15 protein-coding genes are annotated in these 15,821 nt (G+C 61.2%); 4 read left to right on the forward strand and 11 right to left on the reverse strand.

The window, feature by feature from the left end:
- Nucleotides 1-167 precede the first annotated feature (167 nt).
- The 6 genes from BC363_RS30180 to BC363_RS30205 all read right to left on the reverse strand — a co-directional run bounded on the left by BC363_RS30180 (nucleotide 168) and on the right by BC363_RS30205 (nucleotide 6,106).
- The gene (locus BC363_RS30180) at nucleotides 168-515 is read right to left on the reverse strand and encodes a RidA family protein (protein ID WP_060516475.1); all 348 of its coding nucleotides are present in this window, start codon (nucleotides 513-515) and stop codon (nucleotides 168-170) included.
- A 177-nt stretch (nucleotides 516-692) separates the two neighbouring features.
- Nucleotides 693-1,520, reverse strand: a complete 828-nt coding sequence (locus BC363_RS30185) for a dipeptide ABC transporter ATP-binding protein (RefSeq protein ID WP_065782925.1) — start codon at nucleotides 1,518-1,520, stop codon at nucleotides 693-695.
- Nucleotides 1,517-2,371 carry an ABC transporter ATP-binding protein gene (locus BC363_RS30190; RefSeq protein WP_083222537.1) on the reverse strand — a complete coding sequence of 285 codons (855 nt, stop codon included), beginning with the start codon at nucleotides 2,369-2,371 and terminating at the stop codon, nucleotides 1,517-1,519. The genes BC363_RS30185 and BC363_RS30190 overlap by 4 nt, the downstream gene beginning before the upstream one ends.
- Before the next feature lies 1 nt (nucleotide 2,372).
- Nucleotides 2,373-3,281 (reverse strand): ABC transporter permease subunit, encoded by a 909-nt coding sequence (locus tag BC363_RS30195; protein ID WP_065782927.1) that lies wholly within the window; start codon nucleotides 3,279-3,281, stop codon nucleotides 2,373-2,375.
- A 10-nt stretch (nucleotides 3,282-3,291) separates the two neighbouring features.
- Entirely contained in the window at nucleotides 3,292-4,296 is a 1,005-nt protein-coding gene (locus tag BC363_RS30200; protein ID WP_065782928.1) for an ABC transporter permease subunit, read from the reverse strand.
- 214 nt (nucleotides 4,297-4,510) lie between these two features.
- Nucleotides 4,511-6,106 carry an ABC transporter substrate-binding protein gene (locus BC363_RS30205; protein WP_065782930.1) on the reverse strand — a complete coding sequence of 532 codons (1,596 nt, stop codon included), beginning with the start codon at nucleotides 6,104-6,106 and terminating at the stop codon, nucleotides 4,511-4,513.
- A gap of 668 nt (nucleotides 6,107-6,774) precedes the next feature.
- Here BC363_RS30205 and BC363_RS30210 point away from each other — a divergent pair.
- Together BC363_RS30210 and BC363_RS30215 are read left to right on the forward strand one after the other, a co-directional pair.
- The gene (locus BC363_RS30210; protein WP_065793353.1) at nucleotides 6,775-7,488 is read left to right on the forward strand and encodes a helix-turn-helix transcriptional regulator; all 714 of its coding nucleotides are present in this window, start codon (nucleotides 6,775-6,777) and stop codon (nucleotides 7,486-7,488) included.
- Between the two features lie 158 nt (nucleotides 7,489-7,646).
- Nucleotides 7,647-8,036, forward strand: a complete 390-nt coding sequence (locus BC363_RS30215; protein WP_065782935.1) for a response regulator — start codon at nucleotides 7,647-7,649, stop codon at nucleotides 8,034-8,036.
- A 101-nt stretch (nucleotides 8,037-8,137) separates the two neighbouring features.
- Here BC363_RS30215 and rirA read toward each other — a convergent pair whose 3' ends face one another.
- Entirely contained in the window at nucleotides 8,138-8,602 is a 465-nt protein-coding gene (gene rirA, locus BC363_RS30220) for an iron-responsive transcriptional regulator RirA (RefSeq protein WP_065783046.1), read from the reverse strand.
- Between the two features lie 192 nt (nucleotides 8,603-8,794).
- Here rirA and BC363_RS30225 point away from each other — a divergent pair, with 192 nt between their 5' ends.
- The gene (locus BC363_RS30225; protein WP_065782937.1) at nucleotides 8,795-9,835 is read left to right on the forward strand and encodes a Fe(3+) ABC transporter substrate-binding protein; all 1,041 of its coding nucleotides are present in this window, start codon (nucleotides 8,795-8,797) and stop codon (nucleotides 9,833-9,835) included.
- Nucleotides 9,836-9,941: 106 nt separating this feature from the next.
- Here BC363_RS30225 and BC363_RS30230 read toward each other — a convergent pair whose 3' ends face one another.
- The 3 genes from BC363_RS30230 to BC363_RS30240 all read right to left on the reverse strand — a co-directional run bounded on the left by BC363_RS30230 (nucleotide 9,942) and on the right by BC363_RS30240 (nucleotide 13,901).
- A complete protein-coding gene (locus BC363_RS30230) occupies nucleotides 9,942-10,997 on the reverse strand; it encodes a M48 family metallopeptidase (protein WP_065782939.1) in 1,056 nt (351 codons plus the stop codon).
- The gene (locus BC363_RS30235) at nucleotides 10,987-12,069 is read right to left on the reverse strand and encodes a YjgN family protein (protein WP_065783047.1); all 1,083 of its coding nucleotides are present in this window, start codon (nucleotides 12,067-12,069) and stop codon (nucleotides 10,987-10,989) included. The genes BC363_RS30230 and BC363_RS30235 overlap by 11 nt, the downstream gene beginning before the upstream one ends.
- A gap of 335 nt (nucleotides 12,070-12,404) precedes the next feature.
- Complete coding sequence (locus tag BC363_RS30240; protein ID WP_065782941.1) at nucleotides 12,405-13,901, reverse strand: CoA-acylating methylmalonate-semialdehyde dehydrogenase; 1,497 nt, start codon at nucleotides 13,899-13,901, stop codon at nucleotides 12,405-12,407.
- 116 nt (nucleotides 13,902-14,017) lie between these two features.
- Here BC363_RS30240 and BC363_RS30245 point away from each other — a divergent pair, with 116 nt between their 5' ends.
- Entirely contained in the window at nucleotides 14,018-14,899 is an 882-nt protein-coding gene (locus BC363_RS30245; protein WP_065782943.1) for a LysR family transcriptional regulator, read from the forward strand.
- A gap of 101 nt (nucleotides 14,900-15,000) precedes the next feature.
- Here BC363_RS30245 and BC363_RS30250 read toward each other — a convergent pair whose 3' ends face one another.
- Nucleotides 15,001-15,681 carry a peroxiredoxin-like family protein gene (locus BC363_RS30250; RefSeq protein WP_065782945.1) on the reverse strand — a complete coding sequence of 227 codons (681 nt, stop codon included), beginning with the start codon at nucleotides 15,679-15,681 and terminating at the stop codon, nucleotides 15,001-15,003.
- Nucleotides 15,682-15,821: the final 140 nt, after the last annotated feature.

The raw sequence follows: 15,821 nt of genomic DNA on the forward strand, positions 1-15,821 counted from the left end.
CCCTCCCATGTTTTTGTGGAACCGGAGGTAAACGTGCAGGCTGGCGAATGGTTCCTGTGCCGCGGCGGAATGCGGTGCGGAGCCGGCAAAAGAAAACGCCGCCGTGCGCTGGGCACGGCGGCGGAAATGCAATGTCGCGTGAAGCCGTTCGGCTTCGCCAGGCCGCCTTAGGCAGCAGCTGCGACGACGATCACTTCGACGAGGTATTCCGGCGTTGCAAGCTTGGCTTCGCCGGTGGCGCGTGCCGGGGTATGGCCCTGCGGTGCCCAGGCATCCCAGACCGAGTTCATCTTCGGGAAATCGGCCATGTCGGCGAGCCAGATGGTGGCCGAGAGGATGCGGGTCTTGTCGGTGCCGGCGAGTGCCAGAAGACGGTCGACTTCGGCAAGCGCCTGCTTCGTCTGGGTCACGACATCGTCACCGGCATTGCCGACCTGGCCGGCGAGGTAGACGGTGTTGTTGTAAACCACGGCCTGGCTCATCCGGGGGCCGGTTTCGAAACGCTTGATTTCCATGATCGTGTTCCTGAAGTTGGGCCGAACGCGATTGGTCCGGCCGAAAAGCGGCTGCCCGCCGCCGGAAGGCGAGAAGTAAATGGCGGCGCGAAAGCTCTACACCATCGGCCTGGCAAGGCCAAGAAGCCGGGGAATTCTTTCCCCGGCCTCGCTCTTATATGACAACGCCGCGAAGGCTTAGGCGGCCTGCTTCTTGGCAAGCCTTGCCTTGATGCTGGCGACGTCGGCGCGCGGCGTCGCTGCAAACAGCGTCTTGGTGTAGCTGTGCTTGGGATCGGCAAAGACTTCGTCGCGGCTGCCGTATTCGACAGCCTCGCCGAAATACATCACCATCACGTCGTCGGCGATGTAACGCACCACCGAAAGATCGTGGCTGATGAAGACGTAGGTCAGCTGGAACTCGTCCTGCAGATCCGCAAGCAGGTTCAGCACCTGCGCCTGAACCGACAGGTCGAGCGCCGAGACCGGCTCGTCCAGCACCAGAAGTTTCGGGTTGAGCATCAGCGCGCGCGCAATGGCGATACGCTGGCGCTGGCCGCCCGAGAACATGTGCGGGTAACGATTGTAGTGCCTCTCGTCGAGACCGACCTTCTTCAACATCGCCATCGCCCGTTCGCGACGTTCGTCGGCGGGCGTCTTGGTATTGATGATCAGCGGCTCGGTGAGAATGTCGCCGATCTTCTGGCGCGGGTTGAGCGAACCATAGGGGTTCTGGAAGACGATCTGCACCTTGCGGCGCATCTCCGGCGTCAGGTCGCCCTTGGTGATGTCGATCTTGTTGCCGTCGATCAACAATTCACCTGATGTCGCCGGATCGATCAGCGTCAGGATGCGGCCAAGCGTGGACTTGCCGCAGCCGCTTTCGCCGACGATCGCCAGCGTCTTGCCCTGCTCGACCGAGAAGCTCACGCCCTTAAGCGCATGCACGGTCTTGGCCTTTTTCATCAGGCCGCCGGGAATATGGTAGTCGCGCACCAGATTGCGCGCTTCGAGAACGACGGTCATCGGGCGGCTCCTTGAAGGCTCGGCTCATCCACGAAAAGCTCTGAGATGGTCGGCAGCCGGTCACCGGTCGCATTGTCCGGCAAGGCTGCCAGGAGCGCGCGCGTGTAGTTGCTCTTCGGCGATTCGAACAGCGACAGCACGTCGGCCTCTTCCATCTTGCGACCCTTGTACTGCACGACGACGCGGTCGGCAGTCTCGGCAACCACGCCCATATTGTGCGTGATCATGATCAGGCCCATGCCATGCTCGGCCTGCAGCCGCATCAGGAGATCGAGGATCTGTTTCTGGATCGTGACGTCGAGCGCGGTGGTCGGCTCGTCGGCGATCAGGAGCTTCGGGTTGCAGGCGATGGCGATCGCGATCATCACGCGCTGGCACTGGCCGCCCGACATCTGGTGCGGGAAATGCCCCAGCCGTTCGGCCGGGTCGGGGATGCCGACCGCCTCGAACAGCTCAATGGCGCGCTTGCGCCGTGCCGCCTTGTCGAGACCGAGGTGAATGCGCAGCACTTCCTCGATCTGGAAACCGACCGTGAAGCACGGATTGAGGCTTGCAACCGGTTCCTGGAAGATCATCGAAACGTCCTTGCCGATGATCTTCTTGCGCTCCGCCGGCGACATGCCGAGCAGGTCGCGACCGTTGAACGCCAGCTTGTCGGCTGTGACCTTGGCCGTCCACGGCAGGAGGCCCATGGCCGCCAGCATCGACACGGACTTGCCCGAGCCGGACTCGCCGACGATCGCCAGCACTTCCTTTTCGTGGACCTTCATCGACACGCCGTCGACGGCGCGGAAGGGACCGGTGGCCGTCTGAAATTCGACGACCAGGTTTTCGATTTCGAGAAGCGCCATGTCAGGACCTCTTCAGCTTGGGATCGAGAGCATCGCGCAGGCCGTCACCCATCAGGTTGATCGCCAGCACCGTGACCAGGATTGCAACGCCCGGAAGCGTCACTACCCACCACTTGCTCTGGATGAACTCACGCGCCTCGGCGAGCATCGTGCCCCACTCCGGTGTCGGAGGCTGGGCGCCCATGCCGAGGAAGCCGAGGGCGGCGGCGTCGAGGATTGCGCTCGAGAACGACAGCGTCGCCTGGACGATCAGCGGTGCCATGCAGTTCGGCAGGATCGTCTTGAACATCAGGCGGCCGTGGCCGGCACCTGCGACCTTGGCGGCAACGACATAGTCGCGGCTCTTCTCGCTCATCACCGCAGCGCGCGTCAGGCGCACGAAGTGTGGCTGGAAGACCAGCGCGATGGCGATCATCGCATTGGTCAGGCCCGGCCCGAGAACGGCGACCAGCACGAGGGCGAGCAGCAGCGACGGGAAGGCCAGGATGATATCCATCACACGCATGATGACGGTATCGACCCAACCACGGAAATAGCCCGCGATCACGCCGATGAAGATACCGCCGACCAGCGAGAGCGTGGTGACGATGACGCCGACGAACAGCGAGAACTGGGTGCCGTAAATCAGGCGCGAGAGCATGTCGCGGCCGACGGCGTCGGTACCGAGCAGGAACTCGGCACGGCCGCCTTCCTGCCAGACCGGCGGGATCAGCACCGCATCGCGATACTGGGCGGTCGGGTCATGCGGCGCGATGATCGGAGCGAAGATCGCCAAGAGGACGAGGAACAGGAAGAACACGAGGCCGATGACGGCGCCGCGGTTCTCGGAGAAATAGTACCAGAATTCGGCCAGTCGCGCCCGGCGGGACGGATCTGTCGAAACGGCGCTCGTTGCAGCAGCTTGAGACATATCGCCCTCCTTAGTGCCGGATACGGGGGTTGATGAGACCGTAGAGCAGGTCGACGGCAAGGTTCACCAGCATGATGATGCCGGCGATGACCAGCAGGCCACCCTGAATGACGGCGTAGTCGCGCCGGAAGACGGAATCGACCATCCACTTGCCGATGCCCGGCCAGGAGAAGATCGTCTCGGTCAGGATCGCGCCGGCGAGCATGACGCCCACCTGCAGGCCGATCGTGGTGATCACCGGGATCATCGCGTTTCGAAGCGCGTGGACGCCGACGACACGGAAGGTCGAGAGGCCCTTGGCGCGCGCCGTGCGCACATAGTCTTCCGAAAGCACTTCAAGCATCGCCGACCGGGTCTGGCGCGCAATCACGGCCAGCGGAATGGTGCCAAGCACGATCGTCGGCAGGATGAGATGGCTCACCGCAGACTTGAAGGCACCCGCCTGTCCCGACAGCAACGAATCGATCAGCATGAAGCCTGTGACCGGCGGGAAGAAGTACATCAGCGAGATGCGGCCCGAAACCGGCGTCCACTGCAGGATGCCCGAGACCAGCATGATCAAGAGCAGACCCCACCAGAAGATCGGCATGGAGAAGCCGACGAGTGCGGTGCCCATGATCGTCTGGTCGACGAAGGAGCCGCGCTTGATCGCCGCGATCACGCCGGCGGGAATGCCGAGCACGATCGCGAAGATGATCGCACAGAGCGAGAGCTCCAGCGTCGCCGGGAACAGTTCGAAGAACTGGTCGATCACCGGCTTCTTCGTCACGATCGACATGCCGAAGTCGCCCTGAAGGACGCCCCAGAGATAATCGAAGTACTGGATCACGATCGGCCGGTCGAAACCGAGCGCGTGTGAAATTTCCGCATGCCGCTCCGGCGACATGACACGCTCGCCCGAAAGCAGGGCGACAGGGTCGCCCGGAAGCATGCGAATGAAGGAGAAGGCAATGATGGAGACCCCGATGAAAGTCGGGATCAGGACCGCCAAGCGCCCCAAGAGAAATCGAAACATGTTTTACCCCGCGCCACGTTGCCGCGCCGTTGTTTCCCGGCGCTGGCACCACTGCATGTTTCCTTAAACCCTTCGGATTTGAGGGCAAAAACATGCAGCAATTCAAAGTGCTACAGCGACCTTTGCGCGTCTGACAAGACGCGCGGCGCTGCAGTAGATGCAAAGAGGGGCGTTTGCCCGTGGCAAACGCCCCCTTTCGGATCAGTTCATTAGCTTACTCGACAATATCCACGCCGTCGAAGGCAAAATCGCCGAGCGGGCTCTGGACGAAGCCTTCGACATTCTTGCGCATCGGAACGACCGACAGCGAGTGGTCGAGCGTTGCCCAGGGCGCTTCGCGCTTGAAGACGACCTGCGCCTCTTCGTAGAGCTTGGTGCGCTCTGCCAAGTCGGACGTTTCCTTGGCCTTCTTGACCAGGGCGTCGAATTCCTGGTTGCACCACTGAGCGCGGTTGTTGCCGCCGACAGCGTTGCAGCCGAGAAGGGTGTCGAGGAAGTTGTCCGGATCGCCGTTGTCGCCGGTCCAGCCGAGGATGACGGCACCGTCACGGTCCTTTGCCTTCGACTTGTCGAGATATTCGGCCCATTCGTAGGACACGATCTCGACCTTGACGCCGATCTTGGCGAAGTCAGCCTGCATCAGTTCCGCGGCACGGCGGGCGTTGAGCATGTATGGGCGCGAAACCGGCATCGCCCAGAGCTTCATCGACAGATCCTTGACGCCTGCTTCTTCGAGCATCTTCTTGGCTGCGTCGAGGTCGTAGGTGTCGTCCTGGAGCGTGTCGTTGTACGACCACATCGTCGGCGGGATCGGGTTGGTTGCCGGCTGGGCAGCGCCCTGGAACACGGCGTCAACGATCGCCTGCTTGTTGATCGCCTTGTTCAGCGCCTTGCGGACTTCCGGCTTGTCGAACGGAGCCTGCGTCGTGTTGTAGGCGAGGTAAGCAACGTTCAGACCGGCCTGTTCCATGACCTTCAGGTTCGGATCGGCCTTCATGGCCTGCACGTCGGCCGAGTTCGGATACGGCATCAGGTGGCATTCGCCGGCCTGCAGCTTCTGGAAGCGAACCGAAGCGTCGGTGGTGATCGCGAAGACGAGGTCGTCGATCTTCTGCTTGCCACCCCAGTAGTCCGCGTTTGCCTTGTAGCGGATGACGGCATCCTGCTGGTAGGCGACGAACGCGAACGGACCGGTGCCGAGCGGCATCTGGTTCATCTGGTTCATCTTGCCTTCGGCCTGCAGCTTGTCGGCATATTCCTTCGACAGGATCGAAGCGAACGGCATGGCGATGTTGGCGAGGAACGGTGCTTCCTTGCGCGTCAGGGTGAACTTGACCGTCAGGTCATCGACCTTCTCGACCGACTTGATGACTTCCGGGAAGCCCATGCCGGCTGCGTATTCCCACGAAGCGCCGGTCACGTACTTGTTCCAGGGGTTGTCGGCCTTGAGCTGGCGCTCATACGAGAACACGACGTCGTCAGCGTTCAGCTCGCGAGTGGGAGTGAAGAACTCCGTCGTCTGGAACTTCACGCCCGCACGCAGCTTGAACGTGTATTCAAGACCGTCGTCGGAAATGGTCCAGCTCTCAGCGAGGCCCGGCTCGGTTTCGGTCGTGCCCTTCTTGAACTCGAGCAGGCGGTTGTAGACCGTGTGCGCCGCTGCGTCGAACGTCGTGCCGGCGGTGTAGAGGCCCGGGTCAAAACCCTCAGGCGAACCTTCCGAGCAATAAACGAACGTTTTCGACCAGGCGGAGCCGGCCATCAGCGTGGCAAGCGCCGTCGCTGCGAAGAGAGTAGTGAGCTTTTTCATGAGCTTTGCTTCCCAGATTTGTTCTTGTTCTCGTATTTTCCTGACGCGGAATGACGTTTGCCCCCGGTCAAGGCCGGATGGAACGACATTTGGCGTCGCATTGCAATAAGTCGCCAAACAAATTTGTCTATGCGAAAAATTCCTCCTACGGTGGAGCCGGAAATCTGTCCACTGTTTTAGAACACCCTGACATTTCTAAGGGCTTTATCGGCCGTTGCCCGGCCGGCGCGCCGCACCGCATCCGGTTCATCGTAGACGGCTTGACTGATGTACGATGATAATCCGATGACAAAAGGCAGGAGCGTGGAACGGGCCGCCTGAAGCCGACCGCCATCCCTCATGCACCCGCCCTGCGTGTGTCGTTACGACCAGGCGATCGGCGATTCGATGAAATCGCGGGAAACGGTCAATCCCAAGATAGTTGGGTAGAAATCACCTGCTCGATTGTGCAATAGAACCTGCAGAAAATCTCGGGGGAGACAATCGACGTGCCAGAACGTCCTTGGGAGGGGGCGGTATCCGCCTCCAGGCGCTTTCAACATCGCGGCGTCGCGGCCGCGAGACGGCCGTGATGATGCCGATCCGCAATTTCGTCACCGGCTTCATGCGGTTGATTGAGCCGGTCTTGCGAGTAGACTGCCGCCTCGCGACAAAGGGATAGCGCACGCGTGGCACGTTTGCTGGAAAATCACAGGCGCTACGATCTCCGCGACGATTTGGAGAAAGCGCTCAACCGCGTCGACTTCTTTCGCATCTTTCACACGATGGCATTGCGGTTCGGCTTCAACCATTTCGGCATTCTGCAGCTCGGCAACGAGAACGACGCGTGCATGCTGTCTGCCCGGCTCGTTCTGCACGATCTTCCGTCTGGCCTCGCGGAGGAGTACGACAAGCGTCACCGCTTCGGCGATTCGCTTTTCTACAAGACCCTGCACACGTCGATCATTTCCTCCGTCTGGAGGTCGGACGATCCCGGTTGCGCCAACGGCCAGAACCTGCTGGTCCAGCTCGGCTTCGAGCTGCTCTTGAGCGTGCCGGTGCACGCGGCGGCGACGGGCGCGCGCTACGCCGTCCTGTTTCTGGGCGACGGCAACGATATCGCCCGCTCCGAGCATTTCGAGCTGAGCTATGACGCCGTCTGCGCCTTCGACTATTTCTATCGCATCGCGCTTTCCAACAAGGCCGGCATGGGCCTGACGCCGCGCGAGACGGAGATCCTCAAGTGGATCTCCCATGGAAAGACGGCAAGCGAGATCGCGCTGATCGTATCGGTCTCCGAACACACCGTGAATTCGCATACGGCGACGATCCTGAAGAAGCTGGATGTCGTCAATCGGACTCAAATGGTGGCGAAGGCGATAAGGGAACAGATCATTCAGTGAAGCCGATCGACGGGGCGATTTGAACCTGGCGGCGCCGCAAGGCGCAACCGCCGACATCTGGCGCCGCAGAAACGATACAAACTCGCCTCCCCACCCGCTTGCCGATGACAGGCGGGCACAGCAGAATGGCTCCCGGTCACTCAGGTACTTGGACGATCATGACACAAAAAGCCCATATCCTGCTCGTTGACGACGACCCTGCAGAGAACCTCATTCTGCGCGGGCTGATCAAGAAGGTCAGCAATATCGAGATCGAATTGCATTATTGCCAGACGATCGAAAGCGCGCTCGAATTCCTTCGTTCGGGCAGACCGGTCTCGATGGTGTTGATGGACAACCGCCTTCAGCCGCAGCGCGACTTCCGCGAAACGGTACCGGCACTCCGGCACCAGGGCTTCATCGGCCCGATCGGCGTGATCTCGGGGTCGCTCGCCGATCCCTATTTCCAGAACCTGGAAGAGTACGGCGCGGACTTCCGGATCGACAAGTCCGAGATCGATCCGACGGCAATAGAGTTCATACTGAGGGAATATCTGGCGCCGAACTGAAGGGACGCCGGCCGCCGCTGTGGGCGGCGAAATCGTGAGCGGCTTAAGCAGCGCTCCGGCGCCGAGGGTCATGACTGACACACGGCGCCGCGAAATCCTGATCAGGCGGCGGTCGTCTGCGGGCGCTTGGTCTCTTCGAGGCCGAGCAGGAAGTTGATCTGCGGACGGGCCTTGACCAGATCGTCGATGGTGTAGCCCTGAAGCACTTCGAAGAAGGCATTCAAGGCCTTGCGCAGGGCGGCGTTGAGACCGCAGCTGTCAACCAGCGGGCAATCGATTTCACCGGCCTCAAAGCACTCGGCCATCGCGAAGCTGTCTTCAGTCACCTTGACGACGTCGAACAGGGTGATTGCCGAAGCGGGTTTCGGCAGGCGTACGCCGCCGTTTCGGCCGCGAACGGTTTCAACCAGGCCAGCGCGGGTCAGCGGCTGGAGAATCTTGAACAGAAACAGCTCGGAGACGCCATAGGCCCTGGCGATTTCGGGAATGCGGCTGAGCTTCTCGCCGTTTGCAGCGCAGTACATCAACATGCGAACTGCGTAGTTCGTTTGTTTCGTCAGTCGCATCATTCGCTCCGGAATCGAGAGGTTTATCGAACCTTCATATAGGACGGATCGTAGTTTGGAACAATTCCAAATAACCAAAAAAGTCACATCTGCTTGATCGTTAACCGTTTCCCGATTGACTGTTGGGCGGCTGCAGATCAAAAAGATGAGCGATTTTGTTAACTTAGCTCAAACCAAAAAATGGAGGAAGCCATGTCCGTTTCAAGAGCTGCAATGGGCGTATTGTCTCTCACCGCCAGCCTGCTCGCGTCCACTGCGGCCTGGGCCGATGGCGAGGTCAACATCTATTCCTATCGTCAGCCCGACCTGATCAAGCCGCTGCTCGATGCCTTCACCAAGGAAACCGGCATCAAGACAAACGTGCTGTTCCTCGACAAAGGCCTCGTCGAGCGCATCCAGGCCGAAGGCGCCAACTCGCCGGCGGACGTGATCCTCACCGTCGACATCAGCCGCCTCACCGAAGCCAAGGACGCGGGCGTGACGCAGCCGGTCGCCAACGAGACGATCAACAAGGATATCCCGGCACACTTCCGCGACCCGGATGGCAACTGGTTCGGCCTGACGACCCGCGGTCGTGTCGTCTACGCCTCCAAGGACCGCGTCGCCGAAAACGACATCACCTATGAGGACCTCGCCGATCCGAAGTGGAAGGGCAAGATCTGCACCCGTGATGGCCAGCACTCCTACAATATCGGCCTGTTCGCCTCGATGATCGCCCATAACGGCGAAGCCGAGACCGAGAAGTGGCTGACCGGCCTGAAGAACAATCTGGCGAGGAAGCCCGACGGCGGTGATCGCGACCAAGCCAAGGCGATCCTCGCCGGCGAGTGCGACCTCGCACTTGGCAACACCTACTACGTCGGTCTGATGCTGACCAACGAGAAGGAGCCGGAGCAGAAGGAATGGGCAGCAGCCATCAAGGTGCTCTTCCCGAACGCCAAAGACCGCGGCACGCATGTGAACATTTCAGGCATGGCGCTCGCCAAGAACGCTCCGAACAAGGACAACGCGCTGAAGCTGATGGAATTCCTGTCGGAAGGCGAAGCGCAGAAGATCTACGCCGAGCAGGTCTATGAATACCCGGTGCTGCCGGGTGCCGAGCCCTCCGACGTGGTCAAGTCCTTCGGCACGATCAAGCCCGACGAACTGCCGCTGGCCGACATTGCCGCCAACCGCAAGAAGGCATCCGAACTGGTCGACAAGGTCGGCTACAACGACGGTCCGCAGGACTGATCTCAACAGTCGCATGAACTGGAAACGGCGGGCCGAGTGCCCGCCGTTTTCGTTTTGATGATGCCGTCGTACCGTGTGTGGCGAAGCCGCTCGGCGGGCCCGGGCACTACTGACCTTGCGCCCTCAGTTCGCCGGCATAGTCGAGGATCGCCTTGCGTCGTTCCGGTGTTCCGGGATGGGTCGCAAGGATGCTGGTATCGGAACTGTCGCCAAGCTCTTTTTCAAGCAGATCGAAGAACCGGGCGATTGCCGTCGGATCACGCCTGGCTTTCAGCATCAGCTCCACCGAGTGCCGATCCGCCGCCGCTTCTGCCGCGCGGGAATAGGAGAGCGACAAGAGACCTGCGCCCTGAACCAGAATGTCCTCCGCACCGGATCCGATGTCGCCGCCAATCATCATGATCAGCCCGGCGACGCCGGCGGCGCGGTAGATCTGCCGCAGGCTATGTTCAAGCTCGACGTGGCCGATCTCGTGCGCCAGCACGCCGACGATCATTTCCGTGTCGTCGCCGGCAAGTTCGACCAGTTCGTCGGTAACGATCAGCGTGCCGTCGGGCAGCGCGAACGCATTCGGGCCAATGGTGCCGCCCTTGCGGAAGTTGAGGGTATAGCCGCCTTCGCCACGATCGGACAGACGCGCGATCGCATTGAACCCGTCGCGGATCTTCTGCTGGCGCTCGGCTGCCAGCGCGGACGTGTCGAGCAGCGTGCGGTCCATCGTCTCCAGGGTGCTCGCCGACATGATCTTGGGCACGATCGGCGGCGTCACCAGCACGGCGACTTCGACGAGCGCCGGCACGGCATAACGATAGATGGCCATGCCGCAGAGCACAGTCGCCAGGACGACCGCGATCAGGCGCGGATGGAAACGCTCCCATTCGTGGACGAGACTGGTTTTTCCCTTGCCTTTCAGGAAACGGTCGATGGCATCGTTGTCGGTGGTCTCGAACAGCGAACCGTCGGGAAATTCCGCGCGACGCGGAATGGCACCGACACGCGCTGAGAAATCGACGGCGGCAAACGCACCGGCTGCGAGTTCGCCGCCGGCCTCGTCGCGAGCCTTGAGCTCGGCGCCGTCTTCGATCAGCCGCGAGGGCACCGACCGGCTCGAACCGGCCGGATGCCACTCGCCAACAGCAATCTCTGTGCCGTTAGAAGCCAAAGTCGAACCCTTCAAAGTCCATGAACTCCGAACCGACGGCGGAACCTTCCTCTGCTATCCGGTCGAATATCTCGCCGACATTGCCTTCGAAGTGGACGCCCGTATGTTCATTGACGTAACGCGCCATGCGCACCGCTGCCCAGGGGCGCATCAGGCCGAGCGTGAAGATGGTCACGATCAGGTTGGTGATCGCGATCCAGGTGTAACGGCCCCGCGACAGGTCGCTCGTCAGCTGATGCCTGCCGTCGAAGGTCGTTGCCGACCAGGCGACGTTGCGCACGCCCGCACGATAGAACAGGGCCGCGACCCCGAAGATCGAGAGGAATGCGATGTAGCCGATGACGGCCAACGCAATCATCGAAAACTGCATTCCCGGCGTTGCCTCATAGGAACCGTCGAACAGCGACAGGATCACCGCCAGGTTGAGGAAGCCGATAAAGGCAATGATCAGCAGACCGGCGACGATGATGGCTGCCGACAGGAACCAGGACTTGTAGATCGCGCCGACGGAAGGATCCGTCGCGAAAGTCCGTTGCCCGTAACGCAGGTTGCTGCCGATATAGCGGTAGGACCAGCGGCTGGCGAGCGGCGTCAGGATGCCGAGCGTCAGGACCGAGATGACCGGACCCACGATGAAGGCGAGAAACGCACCGCCGACGCCGCCGACGAAATCGAACCGCACATTGCGATAACTGGTGACGCGGGCACTGAAGCGCAGGCCCCTGACGACCAGCCACGGTACGAAGGCCACCAGTAGCAGGGCAAGAATGATGCCGGCGATCGGCACGACGGTCAGCATGACGTTGTAGAAGATCAGGTAGGCGAACACGATCACCCGGCCGATCAGGATCTGCTTGCCCTTCGCATGATATTCGAAGGCACGCCCGAGAAGCACCGTATTGCCGTAGAAATAGCGGTTGCGGCGGACTTTTGCCCAGGCGGAATAGATGCCGAGCGTGATGATCGTCAGCAACACGTTGACGATCCAGATGCCAAAATACTCTTTTCCGCTACCGGTAAACGACAGGCGGTGGAAATTGTCCGGTACCCTCTGCGTCAACGCCCCTTGCATCGACGCCGTTTCGGCCACGACCATGATAAAACCTCTCTCAATGAAATCAGCTTGCGACGGCCCGCTGACGGACAGGCGCCGCGTTGCGACAGGGTGACGTCATTTGTGAACCCAGCGAACTGTGGCTATCCCCCCGGATGAGCCTTCCATGCAAAAGAACGGTCGAAATGCCTGCAATATTCGACCGAGGCGCGAATCAACTTTCCGCCGCCTCGGGCATATCAAATTAGTTGCAGTGCAACACGACATGCAACACCCCCCGAAGGAGCTCCCGGGCATGCAACAAAAAAGGGCCTCCCGAAGGAGGCCCCGAGACGGGAGGATATCTTGTCCCGTTACTTCATCGTCGGGATGGAGAATTCGGCACCATCCTTGATGCCCGACGGCCAGCGCTCAGTGATCGTCTTGGTCTTGGTCCAGAACTTGATCGAATCCGTGCCGTGCTGGTTGAGGTCGCCGAAGGACGAGGACTTCCAGCCGCCGAAGGAGTGGTAGGCGAGCGGAACCGGGATCGGAACGTTGACGCCGACCATGCCGATGTTGATGCGCGAGGCGAAATCACGGGCAGCATCGCCGTCGCGGGTGTAGATCGCGACGCCATTGCCGTATTCGTGCTTCATCGGCAGGTCGAGGGCTTCCTCGTAGTTCTTGGCGCGAACGACCGAAAGAACCGGTCCGAAGATTTCGGTCTTGTAGATGTCCATGTCGGGGGTGACGTGGTCGAACAGGCAACCGCCGATGAAATGACCGTCCTCATAGCCCTGGAGCTTGAAGTCGCGGCCGTCGACGACGAGCTTCGCACCCTGCTCGACGCCGCTGTCGATCAGGCTCCGGATGCGCTGCTCGGCCTCCTTGGTGACGACAGGGCCCATGTCGGCCTTGTCGTCGGTATAGGGACCGATGCGCAGGCTTTCGACCATCGGCGTCAGCTTGGCGATCAGGCGGTTGGCGGTCTCTTCACCGACCGGAACGGCAACGGAAATCGCCATGCAGCGCTCGCCGGCCGAGCCGTAGCCGGCGCCCATCAGCGCGTTGGCGGCCTGATCCATATCGGCGTCCGGCATGATGATCATGTGGTTCTTGGCGCCGCCGAAGCACTGGGCGCGCTTGCCGTTCATGGCCGCCGTGCCATAGACGTAACGGGCGATCGGCGTCGAGCCGACGAAGGACACGGCCGAAATGTCCGGGTTGGTCAGGATCGCGTCGACCGCGCCCTTGTCACCGTTGACGACGTTGAGGATGCCGGCCGGCAGACCTGCCTCGATCATCAGTTCGGCAAGGCGGACCGGAACGGACGGGTCACGCTCGGACGGCTTCAGGATGAAGGCGTTGCCGCAGGCGATTGCCGGGGCGAACATCCACATCGGGATCATGGCGGGGAAGTTGAACGGCGTGATGCCGGCGCCGATGCCGACGGCCTGGCGGATCGAATACATGTCGATGCCGGGGCCGGCACCTTCGGTGAATTCGCTCTTCTGCAGGTGCGGAATGCCGGTGACGAATTCGCAGACTTCCAGGCCGCGGACGAGATCGCCCTTGGCGTCTTCAATCGTCTTGCCATGCTCGCGCGAGAGGATCTCGGCAAGTTCGTTCATGTGGGCGTTCAGGAGTTCAACGAACTTCATGAAAACGCGGGCGCGGCGCTGCGGGTTGGTGGCGGCCCACTTGGGCTGTGCGGCCTTGGCGCTGGCGACGGCGGCGGCGAGTTCCGCGTCGCTTGCCAGTGCCACGGTGCCCTGCACTTCGCCCGTTGCCGGGTTGAAGATGTTGCTTACGCGTCCGCTAGTGCCGGCGACGCGCTTGCCATCGATGAAATGACCGAGTTCGTACATGGATGCCTCCTCCTGATCTTGATTGTGGCGGCATGATCGCACTACGATTTGAACAAATCAATTTCCGATATTCAGCAACCGTTGTGCGCAAATTGAAGCCCATAGGGATAAGCAACATGAACTGGGACGATGTGAGAATGTTTCTGGCGGTCGCGCGCACCGGGCAGATCCTTGCCGCCTCCAAACGGCTTGGCCTCAACCATGCGACGCTTAGCCGGCGGGTCACAGCGCTGGAGGAAACGCTGAAGACGCGGCTGTTGGTGCGCCGGCCGAACGGCTGCGAACTGACGGCCGAAGGCGAGATCTTCCTGGCGGCGGCCGAGCGCATGGAAACGGAGATGCTGGCGGCACAGTCACAGATCGGCCGCATCGACACGGCGATCGCCGGGACCGTGCGCATCGGCGCACCCGATGGATTTGGCGTCTCTTTCCTCGCACCGCGCCTCGGCCGGCTGACGGCGCGCTATCCGGAACTGAAGCTGCAGCTTGTGCCGGTTCCCCGCTCCTTCTCGCTGTCGCAGCGCGAAGCCGATATCGCCATCACCATCGAAAGGCCGGAACAGGGGCGCCTGGTCTCCTCCAAACTCACCGACTACACGCTTGGGCTCTACGCCTCATCGACCTATCTCGAACAGCACGGCACACCGCAAACGATCGACGACCTCAAGCACCATCGCCGCATCGGCTATGTCGAGGACCTGATCTTCACGCCGTCGCTGAATTTTTCCGCCGAGATCATGCGCAGCTGGGACGCCTCCTTCGAGATCTCGAGCGCCACCGGCCAGACGGAGGCCGTGCGCTCCAGCGCTGGAATCGGCATCCTGCACAACTACATCGCCCGGCACACGCCGGAGCTCGAGCGCATTCTGCCGGAGACCACCATCCGGCGTGCCTATTGGACCACCTACCACGAAAGCGCGCGCGAACTGGTGCGCGTGCGGACCGTAGTGGCGTTTCTGCAGGAACTGGTGACGGCAGAACATCAGATGTTCGCCTGACCGCGCAACAGAGCCGGAGAGATCCGGGGCAATCGCGCGCCGGCGAATGTCTCTACCCACAGAATCCAACGCGGCGGTTTCGCCGAGCGCGTTTTTCGCTGTCAATGCGCGACTTGTGAAGCTGCCGACATCAATTCTTCGGAGTTCAGCGCTTGGCACATATTTCGGCCCTGGTCCTCAACTTCCGTGAAGCTCCAGCGCACCACACCTTCTCGATCGAGCAGGAACTGGCCGACGAGCTGCATATGGCCGGGTATCCTCACCTGCTGATCGGCTTCTGTGATTTCGTACCCATCCTGCTTGCTGAGAAGGTCGCCCGCGGTCGCCGGATCCATCGGTTCAGGCAATTCACCCGGCCGATCGACCCGCATCGTCATGATCACGTCCATTCCGACCTTGCGTGGCCAGTCGGTCTCATTCTCCGTGAACTCGAGGAGGGGTAAGCCGAAGGCGCGGTGTGAAGCTCGCTCCGGGTCCGATGCAGCAAGAAGACCGGGTATCGGATGATAGCGGAAATAGAGTCGCGCACGCTCGACCGGAGTGTTGACCACCGCTAGAGAATCGACGCCTTTTTCGCGCAGGGCCGCGTTGAACTGTGCCATCGCCGCGACATGGCGTCGGCAGAACGGACACAGCAGGCCTCGAAACAAACCGACCAACAACGGGCGACGGCCGCGAAAATCATCAAGTGCGATCTTCCCCTCGCGTGAGATCGCATCCAGCACAAAGTTCGGAGCCTGGTCGCCCGGTCGTAACGGATGGTCCGGATAATGTGCAGGCATGGTCAACCTCCTCGCCCGAAGGACCAGTGAAGAAGAGGCAGCACAACAAGTGCTTCGAGGTCGAGCCCCTACTGGGCGCAAACGTCCTGCTCCAGCGCAGAAAGTTCTCGACTTCCGCCATGTTGCCGAGGTCGAGATTA

Source organism: Ensifer sp. LC384 (genome assembly GCF_001695865.1).
Classification (GTDB): Bacteria; Pseudomonadota; Alphaproteobacteria; order Rhizobiales; family Rhizobiaceae; genus Ensifer.

Excerpts from the sequence above, each read along its gene's own strand:
- BC363_RS30180 (WP_060516475.1), bottom strand. The coding sequence starts at position 515 with ATGGAAATCAAGCGTTTCGAAACCGGCCCCCGGATGAGCCAGGCCGTG.
- BC363_RS30185 (WP_065782925.1), bottom strand. The coding sequence starts at position 1,520 with ATGACCGTCGTTCTCGAAGCGCGCAATCTGGTGCGCGACTACCATATT.
- BC363_RS30190 (WP_083222537.1), bottom strand. The coding sequence starts at position 2,371 with ATGGCGCTTCTCGAAATCGAAAACCTGGTCGTCGAATTTCAGACGGCC.
- BC363_RS30195 (WP_065782927.1), bottom strand. The coding sequence starts at position 3,281 with ATGTCTCAAGCTGCTGCAACGAGCGCCGTTTCGACAGATCCGTCCCGC.
- BC363_RS30200 (WP_065782928.1), bottom strand. The coding sequence starts at position 4,296 with ATGTTTCGATTTCTCTTGGGGCGCTTGGCGGTCCTGATCCCGACTTTC.
- BC363_RS30205 (WP_065782930.1), bottom strand. The coding sequence starts at position 6,106 with ATGAAAAAGCTCACTACTCTCTTCGCAGCGACGGCGCTTGCCACGCTG.
- BC363_RS30215 (WP_065782935.1), top strand. The coding sequence starts at position 7,647 with ATGACACAAAAAGCCCATATCCTGCTCGTTGACGACGACCCTGCAGAG.
- rirA (WP_065783046.1), bottom strand. The coding sequence starts at position 8,602 with ATGCGACTGACGAAACAAACGAACTACGCAGTTCGCATGTTGATGTAC.
- BC363_RS30225 (WP_065782937.1), top strand. The coding sequence starts at position 8,795 with ATGTCCGTTTCAAGAGCTGCAATGGGCGTATTGTCTCTCACCGCCAGC.
- BC363_RS30235 (WP_065783047.1), bottom strand. The coding sequence starts at position 12,069 with ATGCAAGGGGCGTTGACGCAGAGGGTACCGGACAATTTCCACCGCCTG.
- BC363_RS30240 (WP_065782941.1), bottom strand. The coding sequence starts at position 13,901 with ATGTACGAACTCGGTCATTTCATCGATGGCAAGCGCGTCGCCGGCACT.
- BC363_RS30245 (WP_065782943.1), top strand. The coding sequence starts at position 14,018 with ATGAACTGGGACGATGTGAGAATGTTTCTGGCGGTCGCGCGCACCGGG.
- BC363_RS30250 (WP_065782945.1), bottom strand. The coding sequence starts at position 15,681 with ATGCCTGCACATTATCCGGACCATCCGTTACGACCGGGCGACCAGGCT.